Genomic DNA, 25,886 nt, shown 5'->3' on the forward strand with positions numbered 1-25,886 from the left:
GCGGCGATGGCGCTGCTCACCGGTGCGCCGCCAGCGGCGGGCTGGCGGGCCGCCGGTGTGGGGTTGGCCCGCGCGTTCGGCTTACCGCCGCCGGTCGCGCCGGTGCCGCTTTCACCCGCGCGGCCCAGGTCGGTGCTGGTCGCACCGGCGGCCGTCGCGTCGGGGCCGCCCTGGTCCGTGCCGTTCGCGCCGGCGGGTGCCGAGCTGGCGCCGGCCGGCGCGGTGTCGGCGACGACGCCGCCCGGTCGGGCGGCCTCCGGCCAGTCCTCGTCATCCGTCGGCGCGGCGGCGGGGGCGCTGCCACCGGGGCGGGCCGCCTCCGGCCAGTCGTCCTCGGCTTCGGCCGGCGGAGCCGACCCGGACCGCTGCCCGCCGGGCTGCCGACCCGTGGCGCGACCGTTGGGGGCGTTTCCGTTGGCACCGGCGCCGGAGGAGACACCGGAAACGCCCGGCGCACCGGACGCGCCCCCGGGCAGACCAGCGCGGGAATCCGGACCGCCGGTCGGGCCGGGGGCGGCGGTCGCATTCGTCGGTGTGGGTGAGGCGTCCGCCTGCGTCGGCGAGGAAGCGGGTCGGGCCGGCGCGGCGGCCTGCGAACGCGGCGGGCCGGACAGCGAGACGCCGCCCCGCTCGCCGGCCACCTCGCAACGAATCTGCCAGCGCCCGCCCAACTCCTCGTAGAGCGCGTCGGTGAGCACCGCCGAGTGGTCGGCCATCATCTTGGCCAGCACGGTGGACTTGACCGTCAGCACCAGCGTGTCGCCGTCGAGGTCGCGCACCACCGCGTCGCGCATCAGGGCCGCGATCCGCTTGTTGGTCCGGTTGACCTTGCCGACCACGTCGGGCCAGACCCGGCGGACCGCGACGGCGTCCAGCGCCGCGGCCGGCGCACCGGGTCGGGGCGGCGCCGGCGTCGCCGGGTCGGGAAGCACCGCCGACGACGGCACCGCGCGGCGGGGGGCCGGCGACCCACCGGGCGAGCCGGGCCCGGCTGGCGAGACGGGTACGGCCCGATCGACGGTCGCCGACGCACCGGGGGACGCCGGGATCGGCGTGTCAGCGGCCGAGGCGGGAGTGCTCGGGGCCGATGACGGGGTGTTCGGGGCCGGGTCGACCGCCCACGGGGGTGCGGAGGTCGGGGCGGCAGCGGGTGCCGGGGACGGGGAGGCCTGCTGTGCGCGTACCGCCGGGTGGGTCGCCGGGGCGGAGCCGGCGGCGGCCGACGGCGCGTCGGCGCCGCTCAGGGTGAGCCGGCGTTCCATCCGCTCCAAGCGCTGGAGCAGGCCGCCGGTGGAGTCGTCCGCGCCGGGCAGCAGCATCCGGGCGCAGATCAGCTCCAGCAGCAGCCGGGGCGCGGTGGTGCCGCGCATCTCCACCAGGCCGTCGTGCACGATGTCGGCGCAGCGGGAGAGCGTGCCCGGACCGAGCTGGGAGGCCTGCGCGGCCATCCGCTCGATCTGGTCGGCCGGGCCGTCGATGAGGCCCTTCGCGGCGGCGTCCGGCACCTGCTGGAGCACGATCAGATCGCGCAGCCGTTCCAGCAGGTCGGAGGCGAACCGGCGCAGGTCGTGCCCGGCCTCGGCGACCCGGTCGACGGTGGCGTACGCGGCGGCGCCGTCCCCGGCGGCCAGCGCGTCGCACATCTCGTCGATCAGCGCGGCGTCGGTGACCCCGAGCAGCGCGGCGGCCCGGGCGTAGGTGACCCCCTCCGGCCCGGCACCGGCGATGAGCTGGTCGAGCACCGAGAGGCTGTCCCGCATGCTGCCCCCACCGGCGCGCACCACCAGCGGGAAGACCGCCGGCTCGACGGTCACCCCCTCCGCCTCGGTGAGCTGCTCCAGGTACGGCCGAAGCACCTTCGGCGGGAACAGCCGGAACGGGTAGTGGTGGGTCCGCGACCTGATCGTGCCGAGGACCTTCTCCGGCTCGGTGGTGGCGAAGATGAACTTGACGTACTCCGGCGGCTCCTCGACCAGCTTGAGCAGGGCGTTGAAGCCCTGCGTCGACACCATGTGCGCCTCGTCGATGATGTAGATCTTGAAGCGGCTGCGGGCCGGCGCGAAGAACGCCTTTTCGCGCAGCTCGCGGGCGTCGTCGACACCACCGTGGCTGGCCGCGTCGATCTCGATGACGTCGATCGAGCCGGCGCCGTCGGTGGTCAGCGAGCGGCAGGACTCACACTTGCCGCACGGCTCGGGAGTGGGGCCCTGCTCACAGTTGAGCGAACGGGCCAGGATCCGGGCGCTGGAGGTCTTGCCGCAGCCGCGCGGGCCGGAGAAGAGATAGGCGTGGTTGAGCCGCCCGCTGCGCAGCGCCTGTGACAGCGGCTCGGTGACCTGCTCCTGGCCGATCATCTCGGCGAAGGTACGCGGCCGGTACTTGCGGTAGAGCGCCAGCGTCACTCGTCCCGCCTCCTCTCGACCGAGCCATTCTGCGCCGCTCGGGCGCGGGTGACCACCCACCACCCCGGCCCGACGCCGGGTTGCCACGGGTTGCCCCGCTTGATCGACTCGGCTTCCTGGAAGTCGCGGTGTCCCTACGCCCGGGATGTCCCGACATCACGGATGTCGAGTGGATCAACCGGCCACAGACGAAAAGGCCTCCCGTGCACCCGGCAGAGCTCGCTTATCCTTGCTGCCTTCCGGCCCTGGGGAGGTTCACGAGATACCGCCGCACGGGAGGTGCCGCCAAGCCTACCCGACCGCTCGTCGATCTTCAGGGGGTGGTGGGGTGGCCGGGCTGGCGGGGGCCTGTATCCTGGCTCGCGGAGGATTCGCCTAGAGGCCTAGGGCGCACGCTTGGAAAGCGTGTTGGGTTTACACCCTCACGAGTTCGAATCTCGTATCCTCCGCTCGCTTGAGCAGCACAGACGCCCGGCAGACCATAATCGGTCCGCCGGGCGTTGATCTTGTGGTCTCATCGACGTCGTGGCGGACACGACGTGCCAATGGGACGAGACGTTGTACGCGGGCAGCGCGAGCCACTACAGCTCTGGACGCATGCCCTACCCGTCCCGGCTCGCCGAGGTTGTCGGGGAGGCACTCGGCCTCGACGGCACCGGCCGACTGCTGGACGTCGGCTGCGGGCCCGGATCGGTGACGCTCCTGCTCGCGCCCTTGTTCCAGGCGGCGGTGGGCGTCGACGCCGACCCGGACATGCTCACCGAGGCGCGGCGCAGAGCCAGCGAGGTCGGAGCCACAAACGTCGAGTGGCGGCACCTGCGCGCCGAGGCCCTGCCCGCAGATCTGGGCACGTTCCGGGTAGCCACGTTCGCCCAGTCGTTCCACTGGATGGACCGGCCTCTCGTCACCCGTCGGGTCCGCGACATGCTCGCGCCGGGCGGGGCGTGGGTCCACGTCAGCGCCAACACGCACCAGGGCGTGGCCGACGACGAGACGCTGCCGTACCCCCGGCCGCCGTGGCGGCAGATCGACGACCTGGTCGCCAGCTACCTGGGACCGGTCCGCCGGGCCGGTCAGGGATGGTTACCCGCCGGCACCCCCGGCGGGGAGGAAGAGATCATGCGGCAGGCCGGCTTCACCGGCCCCACCCGTCTCACGGTCGATCAAGGCATGGTCGTGGAACGCGGTGTCGACGAGATCGCCTCCGCGGTGTTCTCCCTGTCCAGCTCGGCACCGCACCTGTTCGCCGATCGACTCCCCGCCTTCGAGGCGGACCTGCGTCGCCTCCTGTCCGAAGCGGCGCGCGACGGCCGCTTCGCTGAGCGGAGACGAGGGATCGACGTCGTCATCTGGCACCCCTGACCTGGCTACCCGCCTGCGTGCCACAGCAACCGAAGCTGGCCGACCTCGGCGACATTCTTCATCAGCTCGGCGTTCACCCAGGCGATCATGTGGGCGACGGTGTGCTCGGGGTCGTCCTGCCACGGGAACGGCGCCGTACCGTCAAGGTCGGTCTCGCTGAGCCGGTCGAACACCGCCAACCATTCGGTACGGAGATCACGCAGCCACGCCACCGTCTTGTCGCCATCACCGGGCCAGTTGACCTCGGTACGCTCCCGCGCCGGCCGCCCCTGAAGGTGATCGATAGCGACGGTCCACCACCAGCCGATATGCCAGGTGATCCACCCGATCGTCGGAACGAGGTGATATTCGAACAGCGACCAGGTCAGTTCTAACTGCCAACGCAGCAGATCACCACCGGATGCAGGCACCAGGCGACCTTCCCACACCGCATGCACCGCGTCGAACGGCTTCTGACCACCACAGCGGCCGTGTGGATTGCCAACCCCGCCGGTCACCCACGAGCGCGTGCCCAGTACAGGAAGCGCTCGGCCAGGCGAGTCGGATCCACGCTGGTGAGCTGTTCGCCGGCCTCGGCCTGGATCGTCGCCAGGTAGACCATCAACGCCACGCGGTCGTGCCGGTACTCGGCGAGCAGCCGCAGCTTCGCCGCCGAGCAGGGCCAGGCGATGCCGCACGTCCCGCACCGCCAGGTGGGACGGGTCGGCAAATGGTTCCGGGATCGGCGGGGCATGGGCGGGCCTCCTTCACGGTGGAGGGGGGCCGCCCGGCCTCCCCGTCCGGGCGGTCCCCCGACTGACGCCGACCGCCGGGCTCCTTTGCCTCCACCGGCCGCGCCGTCTTCTGTGGACCACCCTTGCGCGCGTCACCAGACAGATACATCCCGTAGCGATATGGTCGTCAGATATTCGAGACATCCGATGGAGGGGCCGTGAACGACGCGCTGCGGGTGGCGCTCAGCGACACCGGGCACACCACCGAGTCCCTCGCCGAGACCGTCGGTGTCGACCCGAAGACCGTGGCGCGCTGGCTGACCGAGGGTCGCATCCCGCATCCTCGGCACCGGTTCGCGGCAGCGGAAGCCCTTCATCGGGACGTGTCGGACATCTGGCCGGACACTTCGAGACGTCGGGACCCCATCTGGTTCCGTCCCTGGCAGGAAATCGAGCGCGAGGCGGTGTCGCTGCGCTGGTACGAGTCAACCGTCCTGCCGGGACTGCTTCAAACCGAGGCGTACGCCCGTGCCGTGCTCAGCGGCGCGGGCCTGATCCCCACGGCCGACATCGAGCGGCACCTCACGGTCCGGCTGACCCGGCAGGGCGTACTCAAACGGGACGACCCGCCGCAGTTCACGGCGGTCATCGACGAGGCCATCCTTCGCCGGCCGGTCGGAGGCCGGTCCACCATGCGCGAGCAACTGCTGGCTGTGGTCGCGGCCTGCGCCGAGCCGCACGTCCGGGTGCACGTGGTGCCCGCCTCGGTCGGCGCCTACGCCGGTCTCAACGGGCCGTTCGTGATCGCCCACAGCCACGACCACCGGGTCGCCGGCTACCTGGACAACCAACTCCAGGGACATCTCGCTAGCGACCCGGAGGACATCGCGGCCATGATGGCGGCGTGGGAGAACGTGCGCGGCGAGGCGCTGTCCCACTGGCAGTCGGTTGAACTCATCACGGAAGTGGCGGAGACATGGAGCTGAACGGCGCCCGGTGGCGCAAGAGCAGCCGCAGCAGCGGCAACGGCGGCGCATGTGTCGAGGTCGCCGACAACCGTTCCGGCGTCGTGGCCGTGCGGGACTCCAAGGACCCGGCAGGGCCGGCCCTCACCTTCGCGCCAGCGGCCTGGCGCGCGTTCGTCACCCAGCTCGCTCGGCGGCCCTGACCGGGACCGACGCGTCCGGTCCGTCCGCCGGGGCAGGCGTGGCCCGGAGGGACCAGAGCGCAAGGGGCACGGCGGCGACCGCGGCGGTCAGCAGGATCAGGCGATGGTCGACGAGTTCGAGCAGGCTCGCGCCGGCCATCAGGGCCACAGTGGACGGGCCGAAGGTCAGCGTGTTGACCGTCGACGCCACCCGCCCGACCAGTTCGCCCGGCGTCTCCCGCTGCACCGCCGTCCAGACGGTGACCAGCACCAGCGGCACGCCGAGCCCCACCGCAACCCCGCCGGCGACCACGAGTCCGACCGAGGTCGTGGCCCGCAGGGCCAGCCCGACGGCGAAGACCGCGACCGCCCCGGCCACCACCCGCCGGTCACCGAAGCGGCGCAGCAGTGACCCGGCGGCCAGGCCGCCGAGAAGGGACCCGACGCCCTGCACGGTGGCGAGCACGCCGTTGAACTCGGGCGGCCGCCCCAGGCCGGCGTCCACCACGGCGTACGCGACGGCGCCGTTGAGCCCCATCAGCACCATGGTCAGCGCGGCGCAGCCGACCACGTGCCGTAGCGCCCGATGCCGACGCAGGTGTCCCCACCCGTCGGCGAGCTGCCGGCTCCAGCGCTCGGGGCGCCCCGGCGGCTGCTCGCGGACCCGGAGCGACCAGAAGACGAGGCCGGCCAGCATGAAGGTGGCCGCGTCCAGCAGCACCACGGGGTGCGCGCCGTACGCGGCGAACAGCCCCGCTCCGGCGAGTGGGGCGAGCAGCTTCATCCCCTCGTTGATCGTGGTCCGCAGCCCGTTGAAGTCGCCGAGCAGCGGGCCGGACACCACCGCCGGTACCAGCGCGGCCTCGGCCGCGTCGCTCAGTACGAAGCTGATCCCGTACGCGGTCATCACCACGAAGATCAACCACACCCGGGTCGCCGAGTCGACCAGCAGCAGCACCGGCAGCAGCGCCGCCATCACCGCGTGCAGGACGATCAGCAGCGGCCGGCGGCGGAACCGGTCGGCGAGCAGCCCCAGCAGTGGCCCGACCAGCGTCGGCGCCCACACCCCCAGGGTCACCAGGGCGGCGAGGCCGCTCGACCCGCTCAGCTCCTTCACCCAGATGCCGGCCACCAGCAGCATCGCCGCGGTGCCGAAGCCGGACACCAGCACCCCGCCGAGATAGCGGCCGGCGTCGCGGTTGGTCAGCACCCTGGCCGTACCCCAGCTCATCGCACCTCCCCACCACCGGCAGATTCTGCCCGAACGGCGGCCACGGCAGTTGTCCGGCCCGGCCGGCGGGTACGGTCCGGGGATCGACGGCGGCCGGCCCGGAATCCGTCGTACACATGTTCTATCCACAGGCTGTGGACGGCGGAGGGTTCGATGGGTTACCAGCTCAGCGCGGTGGTCGCGGACGCGGAACTGCTCCGCGAGCAGACCGCCGAGCTGGATCACGCGGTCCTCGGCGAGTTGCGCCAGGATTTCGCGCTGCTGCCGGTCACCCCTCAGTTGGTGGTGGAGCTGACCGGGTCGCTGCCGGATTTCGCGCTGGACGACCGGAGTGCCGAGCACCCGTTCGACCTGGTGTTGTCGCCGGCACTGGTCGAGCTGTTGGCCCGCTGGTCGCGGTCCGGGCCGGTGGCGTACCTGGAGGCGGAGTTCGGCGGCGGCGCCGGCTACCAGTCGGCGGCGGTATGGCTGGGCGGCGCGCTCTCCTGGGGGCCACGGTTCGACGACGTGCTCGACGCGCCGCGTGGACAGTGGCCGATCAACATGGCGCTCACCCGGCTCGGTGTCGAGCCGGGCAATTGGATCGACCCGTTCGCCGAGCTGGGGTTGCACCTGGAGAGCAACACCGACGGTTGGCTTGCGCACGGGCGGCGCCGCCTCAGCGCCGACTACTGGGATGAGCTGGTCGAGCAGTGGGAGAACCGGTGATCCGCCGAGCGGCATCGACCGTCGCCGACGGGGCCTGACGGCCCGGCACCCGCGCACAACGCCCGGCCGGTCCGTGACGGACCGGCCGGGCGTCGCCGTGTTCAGCTCAGAACAGCGGGCCACCACTCTGCGGCCCGGCGATCCGGAGGCCGTAGCGCTGGGGCCAGACGACCTGGGTGCGCAGGGTCAGCCCACTCCACGACCTGTTGAGCGGTTCGAGCCCGCCGGCGGCCCCGTGGAACGGGATGATGGTCCCGGACGGATATCCGGCAAGGTCACCGCTCACCTCTTCCCCGGTCGCCGCCACGACGGCGTCGAGCCCGCCGACGCCGTTGAGGTTCAGCAGGGCGACGGACGCGCCGAACACGTCTCGGCTCTCGGACCCGCCCGGGACGGTCGGGTGGTTCTGGTCGAACGCCTGGGCACCGCTCCCCGTCAGCCCGGCGGCGGAGCCCTTGAGCAGGGTGACGCCGCCCGCCTCGGTCTGCGAGCCGATGCCCTCGCCAGGGGCGCCGATCAGCACGTCCGCCCTGCCGTCGCCGGTCACGTCGCCGACCGCCAGCGCACCACCGAAGCGGTCGTCGTCCTCAGGATCTCCCGGTACGCCGGCCGTGCTCTGCGTGATGATTCTTGCCGCGCCGCTGGACAGGCCGCCGGAGCGGCCGGTGAAGACCGCGACGAGGCCGCCGTTGATGTGCGGGGTCTGCGCGCCGGGCGCCCCGGCGACCACCTCGCCCAGCCCGTCGCCGTTCACGTCGCCGATCGCGAGCGTGTCACCCAGGTACCACGCGATGGTGCCGCTCTGATCCTTCGGCCGCACCGCCGCACCTGTGACCGCGGTGGCGCCGGTGGACGACACACCACTCGCCGAGCCCCACATCAGGGTGACCATGCCGCTGCCGTCCGAGGCCACGCCGTCGTTCTCGCGAGGAGCGCCGATCACCAGGTCGTTGTAACCGTTGTTGTCGACCTTCCCGATCGCGAGTGAGAAGCCGAACTGGTCGTTGCCCTCGGCCCCGCCGGGCACCGCAGCCTGGTCCTGGTGGAGGTGCTGCGCTCCGGTGGCCGTGAGGCCCGTCGACCCGCCGAAGAGGACGGTGACCGCGCCGGCGAAACTCTTGCTCCCGATCGACTCTCCGTACGCGCCGATGGCGAGGTCCTCGCGGCCATCGCCGTTGATGTCACCGGCCGCGAGGGCAGCACCGAACTGGTCGAAGCTCTCCGGGTCGTCCGGAACGCCCGGCGAATCCTGGTTGAAGTGGATCGCCGAGTCGACCACCAGGCCCGTACGGCTGCCCGGGATGACCCAGACCCCGCCGGCGCGGGTCTTGGTCCGGGGATTCACCTCGTCACTGTTGCCGATGGCCAGGTCGTCGTAACGGTCGCCGTTGAAGTCTCCCGCCACGAGAGCCATCCCGAAACAGACGCAGCCGCCGTCCGGCGGCACGACGCCTAGGAGGTAATCGACCTGCGCGGCCGACGAGTAGCGCACGGTGACCACACCAGCCGGGGTCAGGGGCAGGTTGTAGTTGAACGGGTCGCCGGTGGCCGCGATGTCGTCGATGCCGTCGCCGTCGAAGTCGGAGCGGCCGGCGCCCTTGCCCCGTACCGGGGTGATCGTCCTTGGCACCGCGACCCTGTGGTGCTGGAGAACGATGCCCTCACGGGTGATGGTCCGGACGCCTCCCGCAGCCTGTGCCGGGACGCTGAGCGCCAGGCTGGCCAGAACGGTCGAAACTACTAAGATTGGTGCAGATCGCTGCATAGATACCCCGCTTCCGTTGGGCGCCTGGACACCGTAGGCGGACGGTCGGATCACCGAAATGAGGCGAACGGGCAGGGTTGACGACGGCCCGCCGAGGATCAGCCCACCAGAAATCCGGTGACCGGCAGCAACTTGGACGCCCTGGTTCCGTTGTGGACTGGGGGATTCCATGAAATTGCGACAATTTGCTTTTATTTCCGCGTTGCTGACGGCTGCCTCGATCGCCGGCAGCGGCGTGCCACCACCGGGGCCGGTCCCGGACGGCCGGCCCGCCAGCAGCGTGGAGATCATCGACCTGAACGGCCTGCGCAACATCGAGTTCGGCGACACCGAGGACGAGCTGACCCGCCGGGGCATCCTGCGTACCGACCTGGACGCCTGCGGGCCGATGCTCGCCGGCCACGACACGGTCAGCCCGGTCTTCGCCGGGGACAAACTGGTGCTGCTCTGGGTCGGCGACCCGATGCGGACACCGGAGGGCATCACGGCAGGCTCACCCGTCGACCAGGTCTGGTCCCGCTATCCGTCGGTCACCCGGTTGCGAGCTCCACAGGGGACGTACCGGCTCGATGGGCTGCTCGCCCGCAGCGGGGACCGCGCGTACCTCTTCCTGCACGACGGGCGCACGGTCCGCAAGACCATCGCCGGGTACGCCGACTGGGCCCGCCGCATGTTCGACGAGGGCACCGGCCCCTGCTGAGCCGCGGAACGACCGCCAGAAGTCGTACGAGTGGGCCTCCGCGAAACCCTTCGTGCCCGACCCGCCGCCGCCCAGCACCCGCACGTACGGCGAACCGCTGCGCAGTCGAGGCCAGTCCGCCCGGCCCGTCCGCGCGAAGTCGCTCCAGGCGCGGACCATCTCGTCGGACAGCCGCCGCTGGGGCGGCGTCAGCGCCTCGGCGTAGTCGACCGTGAACAGGTACGGCAGCTCGGCGCAGTGGTACGCGCCGGTCGGGTAGGTCGACTCCGGCCCGTCGGCGAAGAACGGCGCGTCGTCGTCGGCGAACTCGTAGGCGTACGTCGGCACCCGCCGGGCGAACTCCAGCGCGGCGGAGTAGACCGGCTCCGCGTAGTCGCGGTCGGTGAGCACGGCGGCCAACGTCTCGCTCGCCGATCGCGCGGCGTCGCGCGGATAGCGGGCCAGCACCTCCCCCGCCCGGTCACCGAAGGCGGCCCGCACCTGCTCGCGGTACTGCTCGTCGGTGAGCGGGCACGACTCGGGCTGCTCACCCGGCTCCGGTGGCGTCGGGCAGTTCATCCCACTGCGTTCCATCCCCCACACCAGGAGTCGGGACTCGTCCCGGTTCATCCCCGTCAACACCGGCATCGGATGCAGTCGCCCGGTGGCCAGCGCGTCCGCCGGGTCCACCGGCAGCGTGCGGCCGTCGACGACCGGACCGAGGTCGACACCCGCACCCGGGTAGCCGGCCGCCTCGATGAGACTGGAGGGGTCACGCCCGCGCAGGCAGGCGGCGACCGTACCCGGATCGACGCAGCCGACCCCGCGCGCGAACTCCTCGGCCGCCTCGGTCGCGCCGGCCCGCGTCTGCACCGGGTTGGCGCACGAGTTGCTCTGCATGACCGCCCGGTGGAACAGGCCGGCGGAGGCCGGCGCGGCCAGCTGCGCGCAGACACTGGTCGCCCCGGCGGACTGGCCGAACAGGGTGACGTTGCCGGGGTCCCCGCCGAAGGCCGCCGCGTTGCGTCGCACCCACCGCAGCGCCGCCTGCTGGTCCTGGAGGCCGTAGTTGCCGACGGACCCGCCCCCGTCGGCCAGCGCAGGATGCGCCAGGAAGCCGAGCGCACCGAGCCGGTAGTTCAGCGTGACGACGATGACGTCACCGCCGGTCGCCAGCCGCCGCCCGCCGTACACGTCCCCGCTGCCGAACCGGAAGTCGCCACCGTGCAGCCACACCAGCACCGGGCGGGGCGTCCGCGCGGCGGCACGCGGCGTGGTGACGTTGAGGTAGAGGCAGTCCTCGGACTCCGACGGATCGTCCATCGGCAGACCCTGGAGTTGGGCGCACGCGTCGCCCGGTCGGGTCGCGTCGCGTACGCCCGTCCAGGCGGCACCCGGCAGCGGCGGGGCCCAGCGCAGCGCGCCCAGCGGCGGGCGGGCGTACGGGATGCCCTGGAAAGAGCGGTGGTCCGCCGCCACGGTCCCTCGCACCGCGCCCTGGTCGGTCCGCACGACGGCCGCGCTCCGGCCGGTGGCTGCCGAGGCGCCCGGGCCGACGGCCACCATCGGCACGAGCAGCGCGACGGCACCCAGCGCGGCGACCCACCGCTTCGGAGAACCCGTTCCGAGGTACGGGATGCTGGCCATGTTTCCTCCATTCGTCGAAGCCGGTACGGCGTACGCACCGTGCTGCGGCGAGCATGCCGACCTGGCAACCACGCGACCAGGGAGCTCTAGTACGCCCGACCGCCGGGGCCGACGAACACCGACGGGCCGACTGTCGGTGCTCTAGTGCGCTACCGTCACAGCCCGACCGGCGGGAGGCCGACCGTGACGGAGATCGACGAGTCGACACCCCCGTACCTGCGCATCGTCGGGGAGCTGCGGCGGCGCATCGCCGCAGGCGAGTTGGGCCCCGGCGACCGGTTGCCGTCCACCCGGCAGATCGTCCGGGAATGGGGGGTCGCGATGGCGACCGCCAGCCGGGCGCTCACCGTGCTCCGCCAGGAGGACCTGGTCCGGGCGCTACCCGGTGTGGGCATGGTGGTGACCGGCCCGGAGCCGACCTCGGCCGCGCGGGGTGCCCGGGTCGACGCCCGGCGGGGCTCCGCCCGCGGCGTGACCCGCGATCAGGTGGTGCGGACCGCCACCGGCATCGCCGACTCCGAGGGGTTGGCGGCGCTGAGCATGCGGCGCATCGCGGCCGAACTCGACGTGCCGACCATGTCGCTGTACCGGCAGGTCCGCGGCAAGGAGCAGCTACTACTGCTGATGGCGGACGCGGCCTTCGCCGCGCATCGACTGCCCCACACCCTCCCGCCCGGGTGGCGAGCCCAACTGGAACTGCTCTGCCGGCTCCAGTGGTCGATCTATCGGCGGCATCCCTGGCTGGCCCAGGTCATCTCGCTGACCCGCCCACTCATGGCGCCGCACGCCGTCGCACACACCGAATGGGCCCTGCGCGCCCTGGCCGGGCACGGCCTGGACCAGCACACCCAGCTCCACCTGGTGGCCGCGCTGGCCAACCACGTACGCGGCACCGCCGTGAGCCTGGAGCGGGAGGCCGAGGCGGAACAGGACACCGGCCTGACCGACGACGAGTGGATGGCGGCCCAGGCCGAGGTGTTGACCGCGCTGCTCACGGCGGGCGAGTTTCCCCACCTGGCCCGGCTCACCCGGTCCGCGGTCGACCTCAACGTCGAGAGCCTCTTCGAATTCGGTCTGCAACGGCTGCTCGACGGGGTGGCGGCTCTGCTCGAACGATGAACGCCCGGCCGATCCGTGCGGATCAACCGGGCGTGTCGCCTGTTCGTGAGCGATGTAACCCTTTCGGCCGGAGGGACGCCTGACCTATCGACCGGGCCAGATGCCGGCCGGGCCGGTGACCGTCTCCAGCGCGGGTCCCGGCCCCACGTCCCATCCCGACCACGATAGGAACCCATGGTCAACCACCTGTTCCGACCAACGCTCCGCCGCGCGCTGCGGACCGGCTCGCTCGCGGCCGCCGTCGTCGCGTCGATGCTCACCACCCTCCCGGGCGCGGCGGTGGCCGCACCCAGCCCCGCCGACGTCGTCCTCGGCCTGGTCGCCGACCCCGGCGAGGTCGGCCCGGACGGCGGCCGCGTCCGCCTCCACGTCTCGGTACGCAACGCGGGGGGCGCCGAGGCCACCGACATCACCGTGAAACTGAAGTTGCCGGCCGACGCCACCCTCGGTTGGGGCGATGGACTCAATGGCTGGAGGTGCGACGCGGCCGCCGCCAAGTGCAAGTGGGGCGACCTCGCCGCGGGCGCCACCGCCGAGCTCGACGTCTGGGCGACCCTGCCTCCCGGCACCGACGGCCGGAAGGTGACGGTCTCCGCCACCGCCACCACCGAAAGCCGCGAGTCGTCCACCACCAACAACACCGGCACGGCCACGGTGGAGTACGTGGTGAAGCCGGACCTCAGCTTCTCTTTCGTTGAATGGGACGGGGGCGAGATCTCCACCCTCGGCGGCAACGGCTCGCGGGGTTCCGTGGGGGCCCGGGCGGTCAACGAGGGCACCGTCAGCGCCCCCGGTGCCCGCTTCACCTTCCAGATGCCACCGGGCGCCTTCGCCGGCGCCTGGACCCAGAGCGACCCATCGTGGACGTGCGACTTCTCCACCTCCACCTGGGTCTGTGAGAACGACCAGGAGATCCGCCCGGGCGAGGCGGCCCAGTTCAACCTCTACCCGTACTTCCCGGCCGGTACGGCGGGCGACACCCGGACGGTGACCGGCTCGGTGTCGACCCCGGCGATCGAGCGGTCGCTGGCCAACAACAGCGACACGACCACCTTCACGTACGCCGTGCCGCTTCCGGGCGATCTGAACGTCTACGGGCTCGACGTGGTCGCCACGGATGAGCTGCGGGCGAACCAGGAGTTCGAGGTGTCGGCGTACGTGTACACCGAGGGTGGCAGCCCGTCGGAGGACGTCGTGGTCCGGCTCCCGCTCCCGCCAACCGTCGAGTTCCTCTCGGTCGACGCTGGCGGCCCCGCCTGGGCCTGCCGGCTGGAGGAGACGACTGAGCGGGTCGTCGAGTGCACCCGTGACCACTGGGACATCGCCACCGACGGGCTCAACGTGCGGGTGAAGCTGCGGGCGCAGCCCGGCACGCCGGCCGGCCAGCTGACCTTCACCGTGACCGGGTCCGCCAGCACGCCGGAGTCGTCGACGGAGAACAACACCGCCTCGGACACCGTCACCTACGTCGCCGAGGGCGCCGTCACCGGCCGCGTCTGGCTCGACCTCGACCGGGACGGCCAGCGTGACGCCGGGGAGCCGATGGCCTTCGACAAGATTGCCGGACTGACCGTCGTACCGGAGACGGGCTCGCTGCCGTGGGACTGGCAGGGCATCTACACCAACACGGTCAGCGGGACGTACTGGGGCGGACGGCTGAAGCCGGGCCGGTACACCGTCAAGGTCATCCTGCCGGACGGCAGCAGCACCCAGTTCAGCACGCCCGACCTGGGCGACGACGCCACCGACTCGGACATCGTCAGTTACGTCGGCGGCTACTACCCGTACGGGCTCAGCGCCCTCGTCGAGGTTCGTGACGGCGCGGAGACCCCGGTGGACGTCGGCATCCTGCCGCAGTCCTGACGCCTGCCCGGAATCAGAAACGAAAGCGCCCGGCCGATCCTCACGGATCGTCCGGGCGTTTCTGCATTTCAGGAGCGGTGGCGGAGGGATTTGAACCCTCGGAGGGCGTTAACCCTCACACGCTTTCGAGGCGTGCTCCTTAGGCCGCTCGGACACGCCACCGCCGACGAGGGTACAGGACCGCTGGTTCCGACGCCGAACCGGTATCACCGGCAGCGGCCTGGCAGGATCTTTGCCATGAGTACGCACATCGGCGCGAAGCCGGGAGAGATCGCCGAGCGGGTCCTGATGCCGGGCGACCCGCTGCGGGCCAAGTGGATCGCGGAGACCTACCTCGAGGGCGCCACCTGCTACTCGACGGTCCGGGGCATGCTGGGCTTCACCGGCCGCTGGAACGGCGTCGAGGTCTCCGTCCAGGGCTCCGGCATGGGCATGCCGTCCGCCTCCATCTACGCCCATGAGCTGATCAACGAGTACGGCGTGAAGACGCTGATCCGGGTCGGCTCCTGCGGTGCCCTCAGCACCGACCTCCAACTGCGCGACGTGGTCGCCGCGATCGGGTCGTCCACCGACTCGAACATGAACCGGATGCGCTTCGACGGTCTGATCGACTACGCCCCGGTGGCCGATTTCGGGCTGCTGCGTACCTCGGTCGAGGTGGCCGAGCGGCGCGGCATCAGCATGCACGTCGGGCCGATCCTGGCCGCGGACGCCTTCTACACGGACCGGCCGGACCTCTACGACACCCTCGCCGACTACGGCGTGCTGGCGGTGGAGATGGAGTCGGCGGCGCTCTACACGATCGCCGCCCGGTTCAAGGCCCGCGCGCTGACCGTGCTGACCGTCAGCGACCACATCAAGACCGGCGAGAAGACCACCTCCGAGGAGCGGGAGCAGACCTTCAGCCAGATGGTCGAGATCGCCTTGGACACCATCATCGCCTGACCCTTTGGCGCACCCGCCGCCCCGTCGTCCGTCTGGACGGCGGGGCGGTGTGCTGTCGGTCGGGTGGCGGGGTGATGACGATCACGACGGAAAACAACACGACCGGTCGTGCTTTATTAGTACGGTGTCCCCATGACCGTCGACGGACGCCTCGCTCGGGGCGAGCGCAGCCGGAACGCCGCGCTGGACGCGGCCGTGGTGCTCGCCACCCAGTCCGGCCTGGACGGTCTCAGCCTCGCCCAGCTCGCCGACACGCTCGGCGTGAGCAAGTCGGGCCTCTTCGCGCACTGGCGGTCGAAGGAGGCGCTCCAGCTCGCCGCGATCGACCGTGCGGTGACGCTCTGGCAGGACCGGATCGTCGCGCCGGCGCTGCTCGCCCCCCGGGGCGTACGGAGGCTTCGCGCCCTGCACGAGGCACGGATCGACTTCTACGCCAGCCGGGTGCTCCCCGGTGGCTGCTTCTTCGCCAACACCCAGTTCGAGTTCAACGCCCGCCCCGGCCCGGTCCGGGACCGGCTCGCCGAGACGTACAGCCAGTGGACGGCGTTCCTCGAACTCCTCGTCCAGCAGGCGGTCGACGCCGGCGAACTCCCCACCGACCTGAACGTCCCACAGCTGGCGTACGAAATCGACGCGCTCGGGATGGGTGCCGCGATGCAGTCCCGGCTGCTCGACCCGGACGCCGCCTACCGCTACGCCCGCGCCGGCCTGCTGGACCGCCTGCGGGCGCTCTGCCCCAACCCCACCCTGCTAACGGAAGGCACCTCATGACCCACGCCGTCGCCGACCAGCCCACCGCCGAGTTCGGGCACGTCGAGCACGTCACGGTGCACTTCGACGACCTCGACGCGATGGGCATCCTGCACAACGCGCGTTACGCGGTGCTGCTGGAACGGGCCCTGACGCCGTACTGGACCGAGCGGGGGCTGGCCTACCGGGGCAGCGCCACCCCGCCGGACCTGTTCCACGCGGTCCGCGAGTTCACCATCACCTACCGGGCGCCGATCGCCGCCACGGGCCCGGTGGCCGTGCACTTCTGGCTCGAACACTTCGGCACCAGCAGCGCCGAGTACGCCTTCCAGTTCCGCTCCGTCGACGGCGACACCGTGCACGCCGAGGGGCGGCGGGCGATCGTCCGCCTCGACCCGGCGACGCTGCGGCCCGCGCCGTGGACGGAGGCCGCCCGGGCGGTGGCCGCCACCCTCCTCCGTACCACCGCCACCTCCGCCTGACGCGCTGCGGGTCAGCGGAAGAAGGCGCGCAGCACGGCCGCGGTCTCGGCCTCCAGCACGCCGCCGTAGACCTCGGGGCGGTGGTTGAGTCGGCGGTCGCGCAGCACGTCCCACAGTGAGCCCGCCGCCCCGGTCTTCGGCTCCCAGGCACCGAAGACGACGGTGGAGACCCGGGCCAGCACGAGCGCTCCCGCGCACATGGTGCACGGCTCCAGGGTGACCACGAGGGTGCAGTCGTCCAGCCGCCACCGGCCGGCCCGCTCGGCGCCCCTGCGCAGCGCCAGCACCTCGGCGTGCGCGGTGGGGTCGCCGGTCAGCTCCCGCTCGTTGCGCCCGATTGCCAGCTCGGTCCCGTCGGGGCCGTAGAGCACCGCACCCACCGGCACGTCGTCCACGTCGACAGCGCCCGCGTCGTCCACGGCGGGGCCGGTGACGGCGACCTCCAGCGCACGCCGCATCCACAGCTCGTGCCGCTGGCGCCGGCCGACCTCACCCGGGTCGGCCAGCCCCTCGTGGGCGCCCGGTCCGGCGCGGCCGACCGCGCCGGGGGTCGGCTGCCCCGGCCGGATCGTCTCGAGCAGGGGATCGGTGGCGTCGGCGGGCTCCCCGCCGCCCACCGGCGGCATCCCACCGTCAGACCCGGTGGGATCAGACCTCACGCAGGTCCTCGACCTCGTCGGCGCAGCCGAGCACCTCGCAGATCTCGGCGGTGACGTCGGCCGGCATCATCCCCTCGTGCGTGCACAGGGCCAGCAGTTTCTGCGCGGGGATGCCCAGGTTGGCGAGCAGGTCGGCGTCGCCCACCGGGTCGGCCTCCGGGTCGACGACGGGCTGCTCGCTCTCCTCGTCGCCGCTGGCCGCCGGGCGCGGCTCGTCGTCGCCGTCGAGCCCGGTGACCGAGGTCTTCAGATCACCGACCAGCAGCGAACCCAGCCGCGACTCCTCGGCGTACGCGGAGTCCGATCCGAACACCCGCAGGTCCTCGCCCTCGTCGAGCCGCAGGATCACCAGGTAGGCGTCGTCCGCCTCGACGAAGAGCAGCGAGATGTCGGCCTCCTGGTCGACGTCACGCAGCCGGTCGGCGACCTCGTCGATGTCGGTGGCGCCGCGCAGGTTGACCTCTGCGGCGGTCCAGCCGCTGTCGTCGCGCACCACGGCCGCAGCGAAGTACGACACGGTCCCCCCAATAGCCCTCGGCACAGCGCCGACTCGTTACGCGTGCACGTTAGCCGGTCGGGTCGGCAGGCGACCGGTCAACGCCCCGAAGGGCCGGTCATTCCTGACAAAGTCGGATCAGCCGGCTACCCGACGGCGGGTGGCGATGAGCTGGCGCAGACGCTCGGTGCGCAGCCGCTGGGGCCGGGTGCGCTGACGTACCTGCCGGGCCCCCGCCAGTTCGGCGAGCAGCTGCAGGCGGCGGCGGCTTCGATCGGGGTCCTGCCGCTGGGTGGTCCAGGCCATAGTGCCGAGCGTGCCCAGTCTCGGCAGCCACGTCAAGACGGCGTTCGCTGTGCAGCCAACCGGGCACGCGGCGCAGTCACCGTCGACCCGAACCGAGGCCCGCCGGCCCGTTCACCAGAGCGGCCAGTCACCACCGGTCGCCCACTTGACCGCCACCACGGCGGCGGCGATGCTCCAGCCACCGGCGGTGACGATGGCCACCCCGGCGGCCACCCCACGGTCGCCGAGGCGCACGAGGACCAGGGCTGTCGTCCAGGCCAGCAGACCGGCCACCACCGTCCACCACGCGTAGCTGGCCACGCCGGTGCCGAGCAGACCGAAGAGCACCAGCCAGGCGGCTGCCGCACCGCCGCCGGCGGCGACACCGCCGCCGGTGACCGGGTGCGGTTCGCGGTAGGTGGGGCGGGTCGGTGGCCCGGCCGGAAAGAGCCCCGAGGGGGTACGCGCGGCCGGGCGCGCGACGGCGTCGGGATCCGGGCCGGGATCGGGCCGGGCGATGGTCACCGTCGCTGCCCTCCCCTACACGCGTCGCTCGTGCCCACGGTACCGGTCTGCCAGGATGACCGGATGCCCTCGCCGACGATCGGCCGCCGCACGCGTCCGGCGTACCCGATCCTGCTGCTGCTCGCCCCGGTGCTGGCCGCCGGCTGCGCGACGACCCGGCCGGGAGTGCCAGCGGGTGGCGCCGCCCCGACGCCGCCGGCGGTCTGGGCGACGGCCGACCAGCCCGGGGCGCCATCCGCCACGCCGACGGCGACCGGTCCGGCCAGCACGGCGCCGTCGTCGGCCCGGCCGTCGACAGCCGCACCCCGCGCCGGGCTGCGGCATGTCTTCCCGGTACGCGCCGACGACGTGGCGTACCACCCGACGCACGGCGCCTACCCGGCGACGGACATCTTCGCCGACTGTGGTGAGCGGTTCGTCGCGGTGACCGACGGGACGGTGCTCGAGGTGAGTCGCACCGACCGGTACGACAAGCGCGGGCCGCAGGGTCCGGACAACGGGGGCCTGTCGGTCGCCCTGCTCGGCGATGACGGGGTGCGCTACTACGGCTCGCACCTGAGCGTGGTGACCAGCGGCGTCGACCCCGGGGCCCGGGTGCGCGCCGGGCAGCAGCTCGGCAAGGTGGGTCGCACCGGCAACGCGAACAACGTCTGCCACGTGCACTTCGGCATCTCGCCGCCGTGTACGGGCCGGGACGGCTGGTGGATCCGGCGCGGGGTGCTCTGGCCGGCGCGCTACCTGGACTCCTGGCGGCGTGGCGGCAATCGGGAACCGGCCGCCGAGGTGACGGCGTGGCAGCGTAAACACGGCTGCCCGAAGGCTCCCTGACGGGCCCCGCAACGGCTAGGTTCGGTGGGATGAAGGCCCGGGACCCCATCGCCGACCTGCGCCGGATCGCGTTCCTGCTGGAGCGGGCGAACGAGGCCACCTATCGGGTACGGGCGTTCCGGTCGGCGGCCAAGGCGCTGGCCGGTCTGCCTGCGGCCGAGGTGGCCGAGCGGGCCGGCAACGGCACGCTCACCAAGCTGGCCGGGGTCGGTGACGTCACGGCCCGCTGTGTGGCGGAGTCGCTGGCCGGTGAGGAGCCGGTCTACCTGCGCCGGCTGGTGGCGACCGAGGGCAGCGACCTGGACGCCGAGGCGACGGCGCTGCGCACCGCCCTGCGCGGCGACTGTCACACCCACTCGGACTGGTCCGACGGCGGCTCCCCGATCGAGGAGATGGCGCTGGCCGCGGTGGAGATGGGTCACGAGTACATGGTGCTGACCGACCACTCGCCACGGTTGAAGGTGGCCCGGGGGCTGACCGCCGATCGGCTGCGCCGTCAGCTCGACCATGTGGCGCAGGTCAACGCGGCGCTGCCGGAGGGTTTCCGGATCCTGACCGGGATCGAGGTGGACATTCTCGCCGACGGCTCACTGGACCAGGACGAGGAGCTGCTGGCCCGGCTGGACGTGGTGGTCGGATCGGTGCACAGCGGCCTGAACGACGAGCGGGCGAAGATGACCCGGCGGATGCTGACCGCGGTCGCCAACCCCCATCTGGACATCCTCGGTCACTGCACCGGCCGGATGGTGTCGTCGCGCCCGGCCGGGGTGACCGGGCCGGGCGACCGGGGGCACCGGGCCCGGACCCGGGCGGAGAGCGACTTCGACGCGGACGCCGTCTTCGCCGCCTGCGCGGAGCACGACACCGCCGTCGAGATCAACTCGCGGCCGGAGCGGCAGGACCCGCCGAAGCGGCTGATCCGCCGCGCCCTGGAGGCCGGCTGCCGGTTCGCGATCAACACGGACGCGCACGCGCCCGGCCAGCTCGACTGGCAGCGGTTCGGCTGCGAGCGGGCGGCCCGCTGCGGCGTCCCCGCCGACCGGGTGGTCAACACCTGGTCTGCGAAACAACTCGTGGAGTGGGCCGCCGACCGGCCCTGACGGATCGGCGGCCGCCGTGGGTCAGCGCTGGGCGGCGGGCTCGGCAGCGGGGGCGGCGGGCGCGCCGACGCCAACCAGCGGCCGCGGCCGCCGCCGGCCGAAGACGCCCTGCGAGACCGCGACCCCCAGCAGCACGATCAGCGCGCCGACCGGCTGGTGCCAGTTGAGCCGCTCATCGAGCGCCACGGCCCCGATCAGCACCGCGAAGATCGGGATCAGGTAGGTGACGGTGGAGGCGGTGCTCGCCCCGGCCACCCGGATGTTGCGCATGTTGATCACGAAGGCGAGCCCGGTGCCGAGCGCGCCGAGGGCCAGCACGCTGGCCACCACCTTCGGCGACAGGTCGGTGGGCAGCGGTGGCGCGCCCGCGACGAACGGGGTGACGATGGCCAACTGGCCGGCGGCGAGCAGCAACTGCGCCGCGGAGAGCGACAGGCCGGAGTGGCTGCTGCCCGCGACGAACCGCTTCTGGTACGGGATGGCGAGGCCGTAGCAGGCGGCCGCGCCGAAGCACATCAGCTGCCCGATGAAGTGCGCCCCGCCAATGCCCTCCCAGACCCCGAGCACCACGAGCACGCCCAGGAAGCCCAGCCCGAGCCCGACCGCGCGGCGTACGGTCAGCCGCTCGGTGCGGAAGACCAGCACCGCCAGCGGCAGCACGATCAGTGGCGTGGTGGCGTTCCAGATGCCGGCGAGCATCGACTCGACCCGCTGCTCGCCGTAGCCGAAGAGGGTGAACGGCACGGCCACGCCGAACGCGGCGACCACGAAGAGATGCGCCCAGACCCGGGGCTCGGAGGGCAGCCGGTCGCGCAGCACCGCGAGCACCACCAGCAGGGTCAGCGCGCCGGCGAGGACCCGGTAGAGGGTGAGCTGGACCGGGTGCAGCTCGGCCACCCCGACCTTGATGAACAGGAAGCTGGAGCCCCAGATGGCGGCGAGGGCGATGAATCCCGGCAGCCAGGCGCGCAGCGCTGCCTTGTCAGGAGTGATGTCGGTGTTCACCCCTGACACTCTTCCCGAGGCGTACGACAAAGTGGCACGACTTTCGGACACCATCTCTGACCACCACGGTGCCGCCAACTGCCAGCTGAACACGACAAACGTCGTCGACACCGGGGCGGGGTGGTCACGTAGGGTCGCACCGTGGGACGAATTGATGAACTCGCCAACCGCTACGTGGCCGAGTGGGCGCCCTTGAGCCCGACCGGCGCCACCTACGTCGGCATCGCCGGCCATGACGACCAGCTGGACGATCTCTCGCCCGAGGGTTACCGGGCGCGGGCGGACCTGACCCGCCGGACGCTCTCGGAGCTGGAGGTGACCGACCCGGACACCGAGGCGGAACGGACCGCCAAGGAGGCCATGCAGGAACGGCTCGGCCTGGACCTGGCCCGGTACGACGCCGGCGAGGCCACCAGCGAGGTCAATGTGATCGCCAGCGGGCTGCACGACATCCGCATGGTGTTCGACCTGATGCCGACCGCGACGGCCGACGCTCAGGCCAACATCGCTGCCCGACTCAACGGCTTCCCCGGCGCGCTGGAGGGCTACAAGACCACGCTGCGGGAGGCGCTCGCCGCCGGCCAGATCAGCTCGAAGGTGCAGCTGGTCGAGGTGGCCAAGCAGTGCGACGTCTGGGTCGACCCGACCGGGGACAACTTCTTCCACGGGCTGGTCGAGCGGCTGGGCGCGGACGGCACGCTCGGCGCCGAGCTGCGCCGGGGCGCGGCGGCGGCCACCGCGGCGACCGCGGAGTTCGGCCAGTTCCTGCGCGCCGAGCTGGCACCGCACGGGCGGGACAAGCAGGCCGCCGGCCGGGAACGCTACGAGCTCGCCTCGCAGTACTTCCTCGGCGCCAAGGTCGACCTGGACGAGACGTACGCCTGGGGGTTCGCGGAGCTGGCCCGCCTGGAGGCGGAGATGCGGGTCGTCGCCGGGCGCATCGCAGGCCCCGGCGCCAGTGTCGACGAGGCCGTGGCCGCGCTCGACGCCGACCCGGCGCGGACCATCCAGGGCAAGGAGGCGTTCCGGGACTGGATGCAGGCGCTCGCGGACAAGGCGATCAGCGAGCTGCACGGCACCCACTTCGACATCCCGGAGCAGGTTCGCCGGATCGAGTGCTGCCTGGCCCCGACCAGTGACGGCGCCATCTACTACACCGGGCCGAGCGAGGACTTCTCCCGCCCGGGTCGCATGTGGTGGGCGGTGCCGCAGGGCATCACCGACTTCTCCACCTGGCGGGAGGTGACCACGGTCTACCACGAGGGCGTGCCGGGTCATCACCTCCAGGTGGCGCAGACCGCGGTCCGCGCCGACCTGCTCAACCGCTGGCAGCGCCTGCTCTGCTGGGTCTCCGGGCACGGCGAGGGTTGGGCGCTCTACTCGGAGCGGCTGATGGACGAGCTGGGCTACCTGGAGGACCCGGGCGACAAGCTGGGCATGCTCGACGGCCAGGCGATGCGCGCGGCGCGGGTGATCGTCGACATCGGCATGCACCTGGAGCTGGAGATCCCGAAGGACAACCCGTTCGGCTTCCACCCGGGCGAGCGGTGGACGCCCGAGCTGGGCTGGGAGTTCATGCGGGGGCACTGCCGGGTGCCGGACGAGAACCTGCGCTTCGAGCTGAACCGCTACCTGGGCTGGCCGGGGCAGGCACCCTCGTACAAGGTCGGTGAGCGGATCTGGCTCCAGGCCCGCGAGGATGCCAAGGCCCGTAAGGGCGCGGACTTCGACCTGCGGGAGTTCCACCGGCAGGCGTTGGACCTGGGTGCGCTGGGCCTCGACCCGTTGCGCAAGGCGCTGGCCCGGCTCTGAGCCGTCCCGGCACCGATCACGACGGTGACGGACGCCGGCGGGACGCCCCGTACCGCCGGCGTCCGACGCCGTGTGGGTCCAGGGCCTAACCGAGCGTCAGCGCCAACGACGGCCGGGCGGTCAGCGTGTCGCTGGTGACGTACGCCAGGTCGATGACCGGCTCGGTGAACGTGACCGGGATGGGCAGGGTGACCGGTATGCCGTCCGGCAACGGCAGGTCCGGGGTGAGAGTGACCTTGATGCCGAGCAGCCGGCCGACGAAACGGGTGGCGTAGAAGGCCACGTCACCCCGAATGGTCAGCCGGTCGGTCGCGTACCGCTGGCTGCGTCCCTCGGGGCCGTCCGCGCGGAGCAGGAAGTCGTCGGTCACCGCCTCGCGCATGCTGAACTTCAGCACCTTGAGGTCGCCCTTCTCGGACCGCAGCTCGGTGGTGCCCTCGAACCGCAGCCCCGTCATGATGACCTTGGAGCCGGTGAGCTTGGACGGCGTCTGCGCGACCTTCGGCAGCGTCGGGTCGGCGGCGAGGCGCGGCAGCGGCTTACCCGGCTCCGCCTTGCCCGGCTTGGCGGGACGGGTCGGGGTCGGCGACGGGCAGTCCGTGGGCTCGGGGCGGCTGGCCGGTGGCCGGGTCGGCGTGCCGGTCGGCTTCGCTGACGGTGGCGCGGTCGGGTTCGCCGACGGCGTCGCGGTGTCGTCGCGGCGTCCACCGGTGAACAGGTCGCCGATCCCGTCCAGGATGTCGGTGATCAGGTTGCCGTCCGGGTCGCGCTCCGGCGTCGGGCTCGGGCTGGCCGTCGGCGTCGCGGTGGGCGCGCTCCGGCTGGGCGACGGGGTGACCACGCTGGGCGGGATGGGACAGGCAGTCGCGGCGGGCCGGTCGGGGGCGGCCTGCACGGGTCGGGGTTGGGTGGCCAGTCCAGCGGCCGCGACACCGAGCAGCACCAGGACGATGGCGAAGGTACGCGGATCAGCGGAGCGTCCCGGCAATTCGGGCGGCGCGCCCGCGTCGGCGATCTCGACCGTGGGGTCATCAACCACGCCGGGCTGCTCGGCTTCGACCTGCTCAGCGTCGGAACGCTCAGCGTCGGACTGCTCGGTGTCGGCCGGCTCGGTGTCGGCCGGCTCGGCGGCGGCCGGCTCGGCGGCGGGTGGGGCGGGGCGGGTGGGCGTCCAGGCGAAGGCGAGTGCGCTCCCGACCATGCCGAGCAGCAGACCGACGAAGAAGCCGCCGAGGTTGAGCCCGATGAGTGCGTAGACGGCGGTGACCGCCGCGACGATCGAGTAGAACAGCCGCTGCGCCGGGCTGAGCCAGAGCAGCAGGCCACAGGTCACCAGGATGACCGGGATCAACAGCGAGAGCAGGCCGGTGGCTCCGCTGTGGAAGCTCAGGCCGTTCAGCGTCATCCGGGTGGAGGCGAACATCTCCACCCCGGCCAGGACGATGAACAGGCCGCCCCAGAACGGTCGGCTCCGCTGCCAACGGCGGAAGATCCGCCACGCCTGAGCCGGATCGCCGGGCCGGGCGTGGGACGGGTTGTCGCTTGTCACGTACTCCTCCTGGCGGAGCGGGGACGGGGACACGGACGTGGCCCGCGGCGGTCGGCCACCGCGGGCCACGGCTCACCTCAGAAGCACTCCTTGCCCTTGGCGTCGTCGCCCACGTTGACCTTCAGCCGGAGTCCGACCAGGTTGAAGGTGGCCGCCGTGGTGTACCGGGACACCTGCTGGAGGTTGGTGATGGTGACGTGGTCGGAGTTCTGACCGAACGAACCGGCCTTCGCCGTCGGGTTCAGGTCGGTCGCGTCCCGGCCGATTTTGATGTTGGTGAACGTCGCGTTGCCGTTCAGTGTGTCCATCGCGATCAGCAGGTCCTTGGCCCGGGCGGGTTCCTTGCCCTCACCGGCGTTGATGGTGAGTACCACCGGCAGGCCGGGCAGGTCGGCGCGGACCGACTGGCAGAGGCTGTACAGCTCGGCGCTGCTGATCTCGGAGAGGGCGACCGGGTGGACCTCGCCGGCCTTACCGTCCTTGCCCTTCTCCCGGACGATGCCGCCGTACTGCTTGAAGCCGTCGCCTTCGAGGCGCTCGGCGCCGATCTTGAACGTCTGCCCGGACACGCTGATGTCGGAGGCGATCGCGCCGGACGACATCCCGAACAGGATGGCGCCAGCGGCGGCCGTGGCGGGCACCATCATGGCGGCGAACCGCCGCCACCGGGTACGACCCTGATTGTCAAACCGATCCTGCACGGGTTCCTCCTCGGGCGGATGCGCGCGGGTGGCCGGTCCCGGACTGGCGGCCCGCACCGGGCCCGTCACCTGTTACCGGCGGGTAACGATCGAGCCTGATCGTGCACCCGTTG

General features: G+C 72.2%; 25 protein-coding genes, 2 tRNA genes, 1 other RNA gene and 1 pseudogene. 14 read left to right on the forward strand and 15 right to left on the reverse strand.

The annotated features are described in order from the left end of the window. Positions 1-2,402, reverse strand: a 2,402-nt coding sequence (locus tag ACWD6N_RS28660; RefSeq protein ID WP_450005341.1) for a DNA polymerase III subunit gamma and tau, incomplete at its 3' end; no start/stop codon positions are given. Between the two features lie 192 nt (positions 2,403-2,594). Further along, an RNA gene (gene ffs, locus ACWD6N_RS28665) (signal recognition particle sRNA small type) lies at positions 2,595-2,684 on the reverse strand. 82 nt (positions 2,685-2,766) lie between these two features. Between ffs and ACWD6N_RS28670 the strand changes: the two genes are divergently transcribed. After that, positions 2,767-2,851, forward strand: a tRNA-Ser gene (locus tag ACWD6N_RS28670). 76 nt (positions 2,852-2,927) lie between these two features. After that, positions 2,928-3,764 carry a class I SAM-dependent methyltransferase gene (locus ACWD6N_RS28675; RefSeq protein ID WP_387324062.1) on the forward strand — a complete coding sequence of 279 codons (837 nt, stop codon included), beginning with the start codon at positions 2,928-2,930 and terminating at the stop codon, positions 3,762-3,764. Positions 3,765-3,769: 5 nt separating this feature from the next. Here the strand turns inward: ACWD6N_RS28675 and ACWD6N_RS28680 are convergent, their stop codons facing one another. Together ACWD6N_RS28680 and ACWD6N_RS28685 are read right to left on the reverse strand one after the other, a co-directional pair. After that, positions 3,770-4,261: a DinB family protein gene (locus ACWD6N_RS28680; RefSeq protein ID WP_387324059.1), complete on the reverse strand. Its 492-nt coding sequence runs from the start codon at positions 4,259-4,261 to the stop codon at positions 3,770-3,772. After that, on the reverse strand, positions 4,258-4,497 hold the full coding sequence (locus tag ACWD6N_RS28685; protein WP_387324056.1) for a flavin reductase: 240 nt from the start codon (positions 4,495-4,497) through the stop codon (positions 4,258-4,260). Before ACWD6N_RS28685 ends, ACWD6N_RS28680 begins: the two co-directional genes overlap by 4 nt. 198 nt (positions 4,498-4,695) lie before the next feature. On the opposite strand from ACWD6N_RS28685, the gene ACWD6N_RS28690 reads away from it, so the two are divergent. Further along, entirely contained in the window at positions 4,696-5,463 is a 768-nt protein-coding gene (locus tag ACWD6N_RS28690) for a helix-turn-helix domain-containing protein (RefSeq protein WP_354963350.1), read from the forward strand. Next, positions 5,454-5,645: a DUF397 domain-containing protein gene (locus ACWD6N_RS28695; protein ID WP_354963349.1), complete on the forward strand. Its 192-nt coding sequence runs from the start codon at positions 5,454-5,456 to the stop codon at positions 5,643-5,645. The genes ACWD6N_RS28690 and ACWD6N_RS28695 overlap by 10 nt, the downstream gene beginning before the upstream one ends. On the opposite strand, the gene ACWD6N_RS28700 is transcribed toward ACWD6N_RS28695, so the two are convergent. Then, positions 5,620-6,855 (reverse strand): MFS transporter, encoded by a 1,236-nt coding sequence (locus ACWD6N_RS28700; RefSeq protein WP_354963348.1) that lies wholly within the window; start codon positions 6,853-6,855, stop codon positions 5,620-5,622. The two genes, ACWD6N_RS28695 and ACWD6N_RS28700, sit on opposite strands and share 26 nt — an antisense overlap. 153 nt (positions 6,856-7,008) lie before the next feature. On the opposite strand from ACWD6N_RS28700, the gene ACWD6N_RS28705 reads away from it, so the two are divergent. Further along, the gene (locus ACWD6N_RS28705; protein WP_354963347.1) at positions 7,009-7,563 is read left to right on the forward strand and encodes a hypothetical protein; all 555 of its coding nucleotides are present in this window, start codon (positions 7,009-7,011) and stop codon (positions 7,561-7,563) included. A gap of 106 nt (positions 7,564-7,669) precedes the next feature. On the opposite strand, the gene ACWD6N_RS28710 is transcribed toward ACWD6N_RS28705, so the two are convergent. Next, entirely contained in the window at positions 7,670-9,643 is a 1,974-nt protein-coding gene (locus ACWD6N_RS28710) for a hypothetical protein (protein ID WP_449935800.1), read from the reverse strand. On the opposite strand from ACWD6N_RS28710, the gene ACWD6N_RS28715 reads away from it, so the two are divergent. After that, a complete protein-coding gene (locus tag ACWD6N_RS28715; RefSeq protein WP_387324608.1) occupies positions 9,534-10,028 on the forward strand; it encodes a polysaccharide deacetylase family protein in 495 nt (164 codons plus the stop codon). The genes ACWD6N_RS28710 and ACWD6N_RS28715 overlap by 110 nt on opposite strands. Positions 10,029-10,160: 132 nt before the next feature. Here the strand turns inward: ACWD6N_RS28715 and ACWD6N_RS28720 are convergent. Beyond that, a pseudogene (locus tag ACWD6N_RS28720) lies at positions 10,161-11,654 on the reverse strand (carboxylesterase/lipase family protein); the annotation flags it as partial. 183 nt (positions 11,655-11,837) lie between these two features. Between ACWD6N_RS28720 and ACWD6N_RS28725 the strand changes: the two are divergent. Together ACWD6N_RS28725 and ACWD6N_RS28730 are read left to right on the forward strand one after the other, a co-directional pair. After that, complete coding sequence (locus ACWD6N_RS28725) at positions 11,838-12,773, forward strand: TetR/AcrR family transcriptional regulator C-terminal domain-containing protein (RefSeq protein ID WP_354963346.1); 936 nt, start codon at positions 11,838-11,840, stop codon at positions 12,771-12,773. Positions 12,774-12,947: 174 nt separating this feature from the next. Next, entirely contained in the window at positions 12,948-14,636 is a 1,689-nt protein-coding gene (locus tag ACWD6N_RS28730) for an SdrD B-like domain-containing protein (RefSeq protein ID WP_387324050.1), read from the forward strand. A 75-nt stretch (positions 14,637-14,711) separates the two neighbouring features. On the opposite strand, the gene ACWD6N_RS28735 is transcribed toward ACWD6N_RS28730, so the two are convergent. Further along, positions 14,712-14,798 (reverse strand) — tRNA-Ser (locus ACWD6N_RS28735). Between the two features lie 75 nt (positions 14,799-14,873). Here ACWD6N_RS28735 and deoD point away from each other — a divergent pair. The 3 genes from deoD to ACWD6N_RS28750 all read left to right on the forward strand — a co-directional run bounded on the left by deoD (position 14,874) and on the right by ACWD6N_RS28750 (position 16,813). Then, positions 14,874-15,581 carry a purine-nucleoside phosphorylase gene (gene deoD, locus ACWD6N_RS28740; RefSeq protein ID WP_030328147.1) on the forward strand — a complete coding sequence of 236 codons (708 nt, stop codon included), beginning with the start codon at positions 14,874-14,876 and terminating at the stop codon, positions 15,579-15,581. 132 nt (positions 15,582-15,713) lie between these two features. Further along, positions 15,714-16,352: a TetR/AcrR family transcriptional regulator gene (locus ACWD6N_RS28745; RefSeq protein WP_354963343.1), complete on the forward strand. Its 639-nt coding sequence runs from the start codon at positions 15,714-15,716 to the stop codon at positions 16,350-16,352. Next, positions 16,349-16,813, forward strand: coding sequence for an acyl-CoA thioesterase (locus ACWD6N_RS28750; protein WP_354963342.1), 465 nt, complete (start codon positions 16,349-16,351; stop codon positions 16,811-16,813). Before ACWD6N_RS28745 ends, ACWD6N_RS28750 begins: the two co-directional genes overlap by 4 nt. An 11-nt stretch (positions 16,814-16,824) precedes the next feature. Here ACWD6N_RS28750 and ACWD6N_RS28755 read toward each other — a convergent pair whose 3' ends face one another. The 4 genes from ACWD6N_RS28755 to ACWD6N_RS28770 form a co-directional block, all read right to left on the reverse strand. After that, a complete protein-coding gene (locus ACWD6N_RS28755) occupies positions 16,825-17,271 on the reverse strand; it encodes a nucleoside deaminase (RefSeq protein ID WP_328426144.1) in 447 nt (148 codons plus the stop codon). A 190-nt stretch (positions 17,272-17,461) separates the two neighbouring features. Further along, positions 17,462-17,989, reverse strand: a complete 528-nt coding sequence (locus ACWD6N_RS28760) for a tRNA adenosine deaminase-associated protein (RefSeq protein ID WP_354963341.1) — start codon at positions 17,987-17,989, stop codon at positions 17,462-17,464. Positions 17,990-18,106: 117 nt separating this feature from the next. Further along, the gene (locus ACWD6N_RS28765) at positions 18,107-18,274 is read right to left on the reverse strand and encodes a hypothetical protein (protein WP_354963340.1); all 168 of its coding nucleotides are present in this window, start codon (positions 18,272-18,274) and stop codon (positions 18,107-18,109) included. A 111-nt stretch (positions 18,275-18,385) separates the two neighbouring features. Then, the gene (locus ACWD6N_RS28770) at positions 18,386-18,778 is read right to left on the reverse strand and encodes a hypothetical protein (protein WP_387324047.1); all 393 of its coding nucleotides are present in this window, start codon (positions 18,776-18,778) and stop codon (positions 18,386-18,388) included. Positions 18,779-18,841: 63 nt separating this feature from the next. On the opposite strand from ACWD6N_RS28770, the gene ACWD6N_RS28775 reads away from it, so the two are divergent. Both ACWD6N_RS28775 and ACWD6N_RS28780 read left to right on the forward strand, forming a co-directional pair. Beyond that, entirely contained in the window at positions 18,842-19,606 is a 765-nt protein-coding gene (locus ACWD6N_RS28775; protein ID WP_387324044.1) for a M23 family metallopeptidase, read from the forward strand. Positions 19,607-19,635: 29 nt separating this feature from the next. Continuing rightward, complete coding sequence (locus ACWD6N_RS28780; RefSeq protein WP_387324042.1) at positions 19,636-20,706, forward strand: PHP domain-containing protein; 1,071 nt, start codon at positions 19,636-19,638, stop codon at positions 20,704-20,706. 21 nt (positions 20,707-20,727) lie between these two features. Here the strand turns inward: ACWD6N_RS28780 and ACWD6N_RS28785 are convergent, their stop codons facing one another. Then, positions 20,728-21,711: a DMT family transporter gene (locus tag ACWD6N_RS28785; RefSeq protein ID WP_354963337.1), complete on the reverse strand. Its 984-nt coding sequence runs from the start codon at positions 21,709-21,711 to the stop codon at positions 20,728-20,730. A gap of 141 nt (positions 21,712-21,852) precedes the next feature. Between ACWD6N_RS28785 and ACWD6N_RS28790 the strand changes: the two genes are divergently transcribed. Then, positions 21,853-23,523: a DUF885 domain-containing protein gene (locus ACWD6N_RS28790; RefSeq protein ID WP_387324040.1), complete on the forward strand. Its 1,671-nt coding sequence runs from the start codon at positions 21,853-21,855 to the stop codon at positions 23,521-23,523. Between the two features lie 85 nt (positions 23,524-23,608). Here ACWD6N_RS28790 and ACWD6N_RS28795 read toward each other — a convergent pair whose 3' ends face one another. Together ACWD6N_RS28795 and ACWD6N_RS28800 are read right to left on the reverse strand one after the other, a co-directional pair. Next, positions 23,609-25,072, reverse strand: coding sequence for a DUF6114 domain-containing protein (locus ACWD6N_RS28795; protein WP_387324037.1), 1,464 nt, complete (start codon positions 25,070-25,072; stop codon positions 23,609-23,611). A 77-nt stretch (positions 25,073-25,149) separates the two neighbouring features. Next, positions 25,150-25,773 (reverse strand): DUF6230 family protein, encoded by a 624-nt coding sequence (locus ACWD6N_RS28800; RefSeq protein WP_450005343.1) that lies wholly within the window; start codon positions 25,771-25,773, stop codon positions 25,150-25,152. Between the last annotated feature and the right edge of the window lie 113 nt (positions 25,774-25,886).

The organism is Micromonospora sp. NPDC005163, from assembly GCF_053599835.1.

Excerpts from the sequence above, each read along its gene's own strand:
- ACWD6N_RS28695 (WP_354963349.1), top strand. The coding sequence starts at position 5,454 with ATGGAGCTGAACGGCGCCCGGTGGCGCAAGAGCAGCCGCAGCAGCGGC.
- ACWD6N_RS28755 (WP_328426144.1), bottom strand. The coding sequence starts at position 17,271 with ATGCGGCGTGCGCTGGAGGTCGCCGTCACCGGCCCCGCCGTGGACGAC.
- ACWD6N_RS28685 (WP_387324056.1), bottom strand. The coding sequence starts at position 4,497 with ATGCCCCGCCGATCCCGGAACCATTTGCCGACCCGTCCCACCTGGCGG.
- ACWD6N_RS28750 (WP_354963342.1), top strand. The coding sequence starts at position 16,349 with ATGACCCACGCCGTCGCCGACCAGCCCACCGCCGAGTTCGGGCACGTC.
- ACWD6N_RS28705 (WP_354963347.1), top strand. The coding sequence starts at position 7,009 with ATGGGTTACCAGCTCAGCGCGGTGGTCGCGGACGCGGAACTGCTCCGC.
- ACWD6N_RS28780 (WP_387324042.1), top strand. The coding sequence starts at position 19,636 with ATGAAGGCCCGGGACCCCATCGCCGACCTGCGCCGGATCGCGTTCCTG.
- ACWD6N_RS28710 (WP_449935800.1), bottom strand. The coding sequence starts at position 9,643 with ATGTTGCGCAGGCCGTTCAGGTCGATGATCTCCACGCTGCTGGCGGGC.
- ACWD6N_RS28745 (WP_354963343.1), top strand. The coding sequence starts at position 15,714 with ATGACCGTCGACGGACGCCTCGCTCGGGGCGAGCGCAGCCGGAACGCC.
- ACWD6N_RS28775 (WP_387324044.1), top strand. The coding sequence starts at position 18,842 with ATGCCCTCGCCGACGATCGGCCGCCGCACGCGTCCGGCGTACCCGATC.
- ACWD6N_RS28730 (WP_387324050.1), top strand. The coding sequence starts at position 12,948 with ATGGTCAACCACCTGTTCCGACCAACGCTCCGCCGCGCGCTGCGGACC.
- ACWD6N_RS28700 (WP_354963348.1), bottom strand. The coding sequence starts at position 6,855 with ATGAGCTGGGGTACGGCCAGGGTGCTGACCAACCGCGACGCCGGCCGC.
- ACWD6N_RS28765 (WP_354963340.1), bottom strand. The coding sequence starts at position 18,274 with ATGGCCTGGACCACCCAGCGGCAGGACCCCGATCGAAGCCGCCGCCGC.
- deoD (WP_030328147.1), top strand. The coding sequence starts at position 14,874 with ATGAGTACGCACATCGGCGCGAAGCCGGGAGAGATCGCCGAGCGGGTC.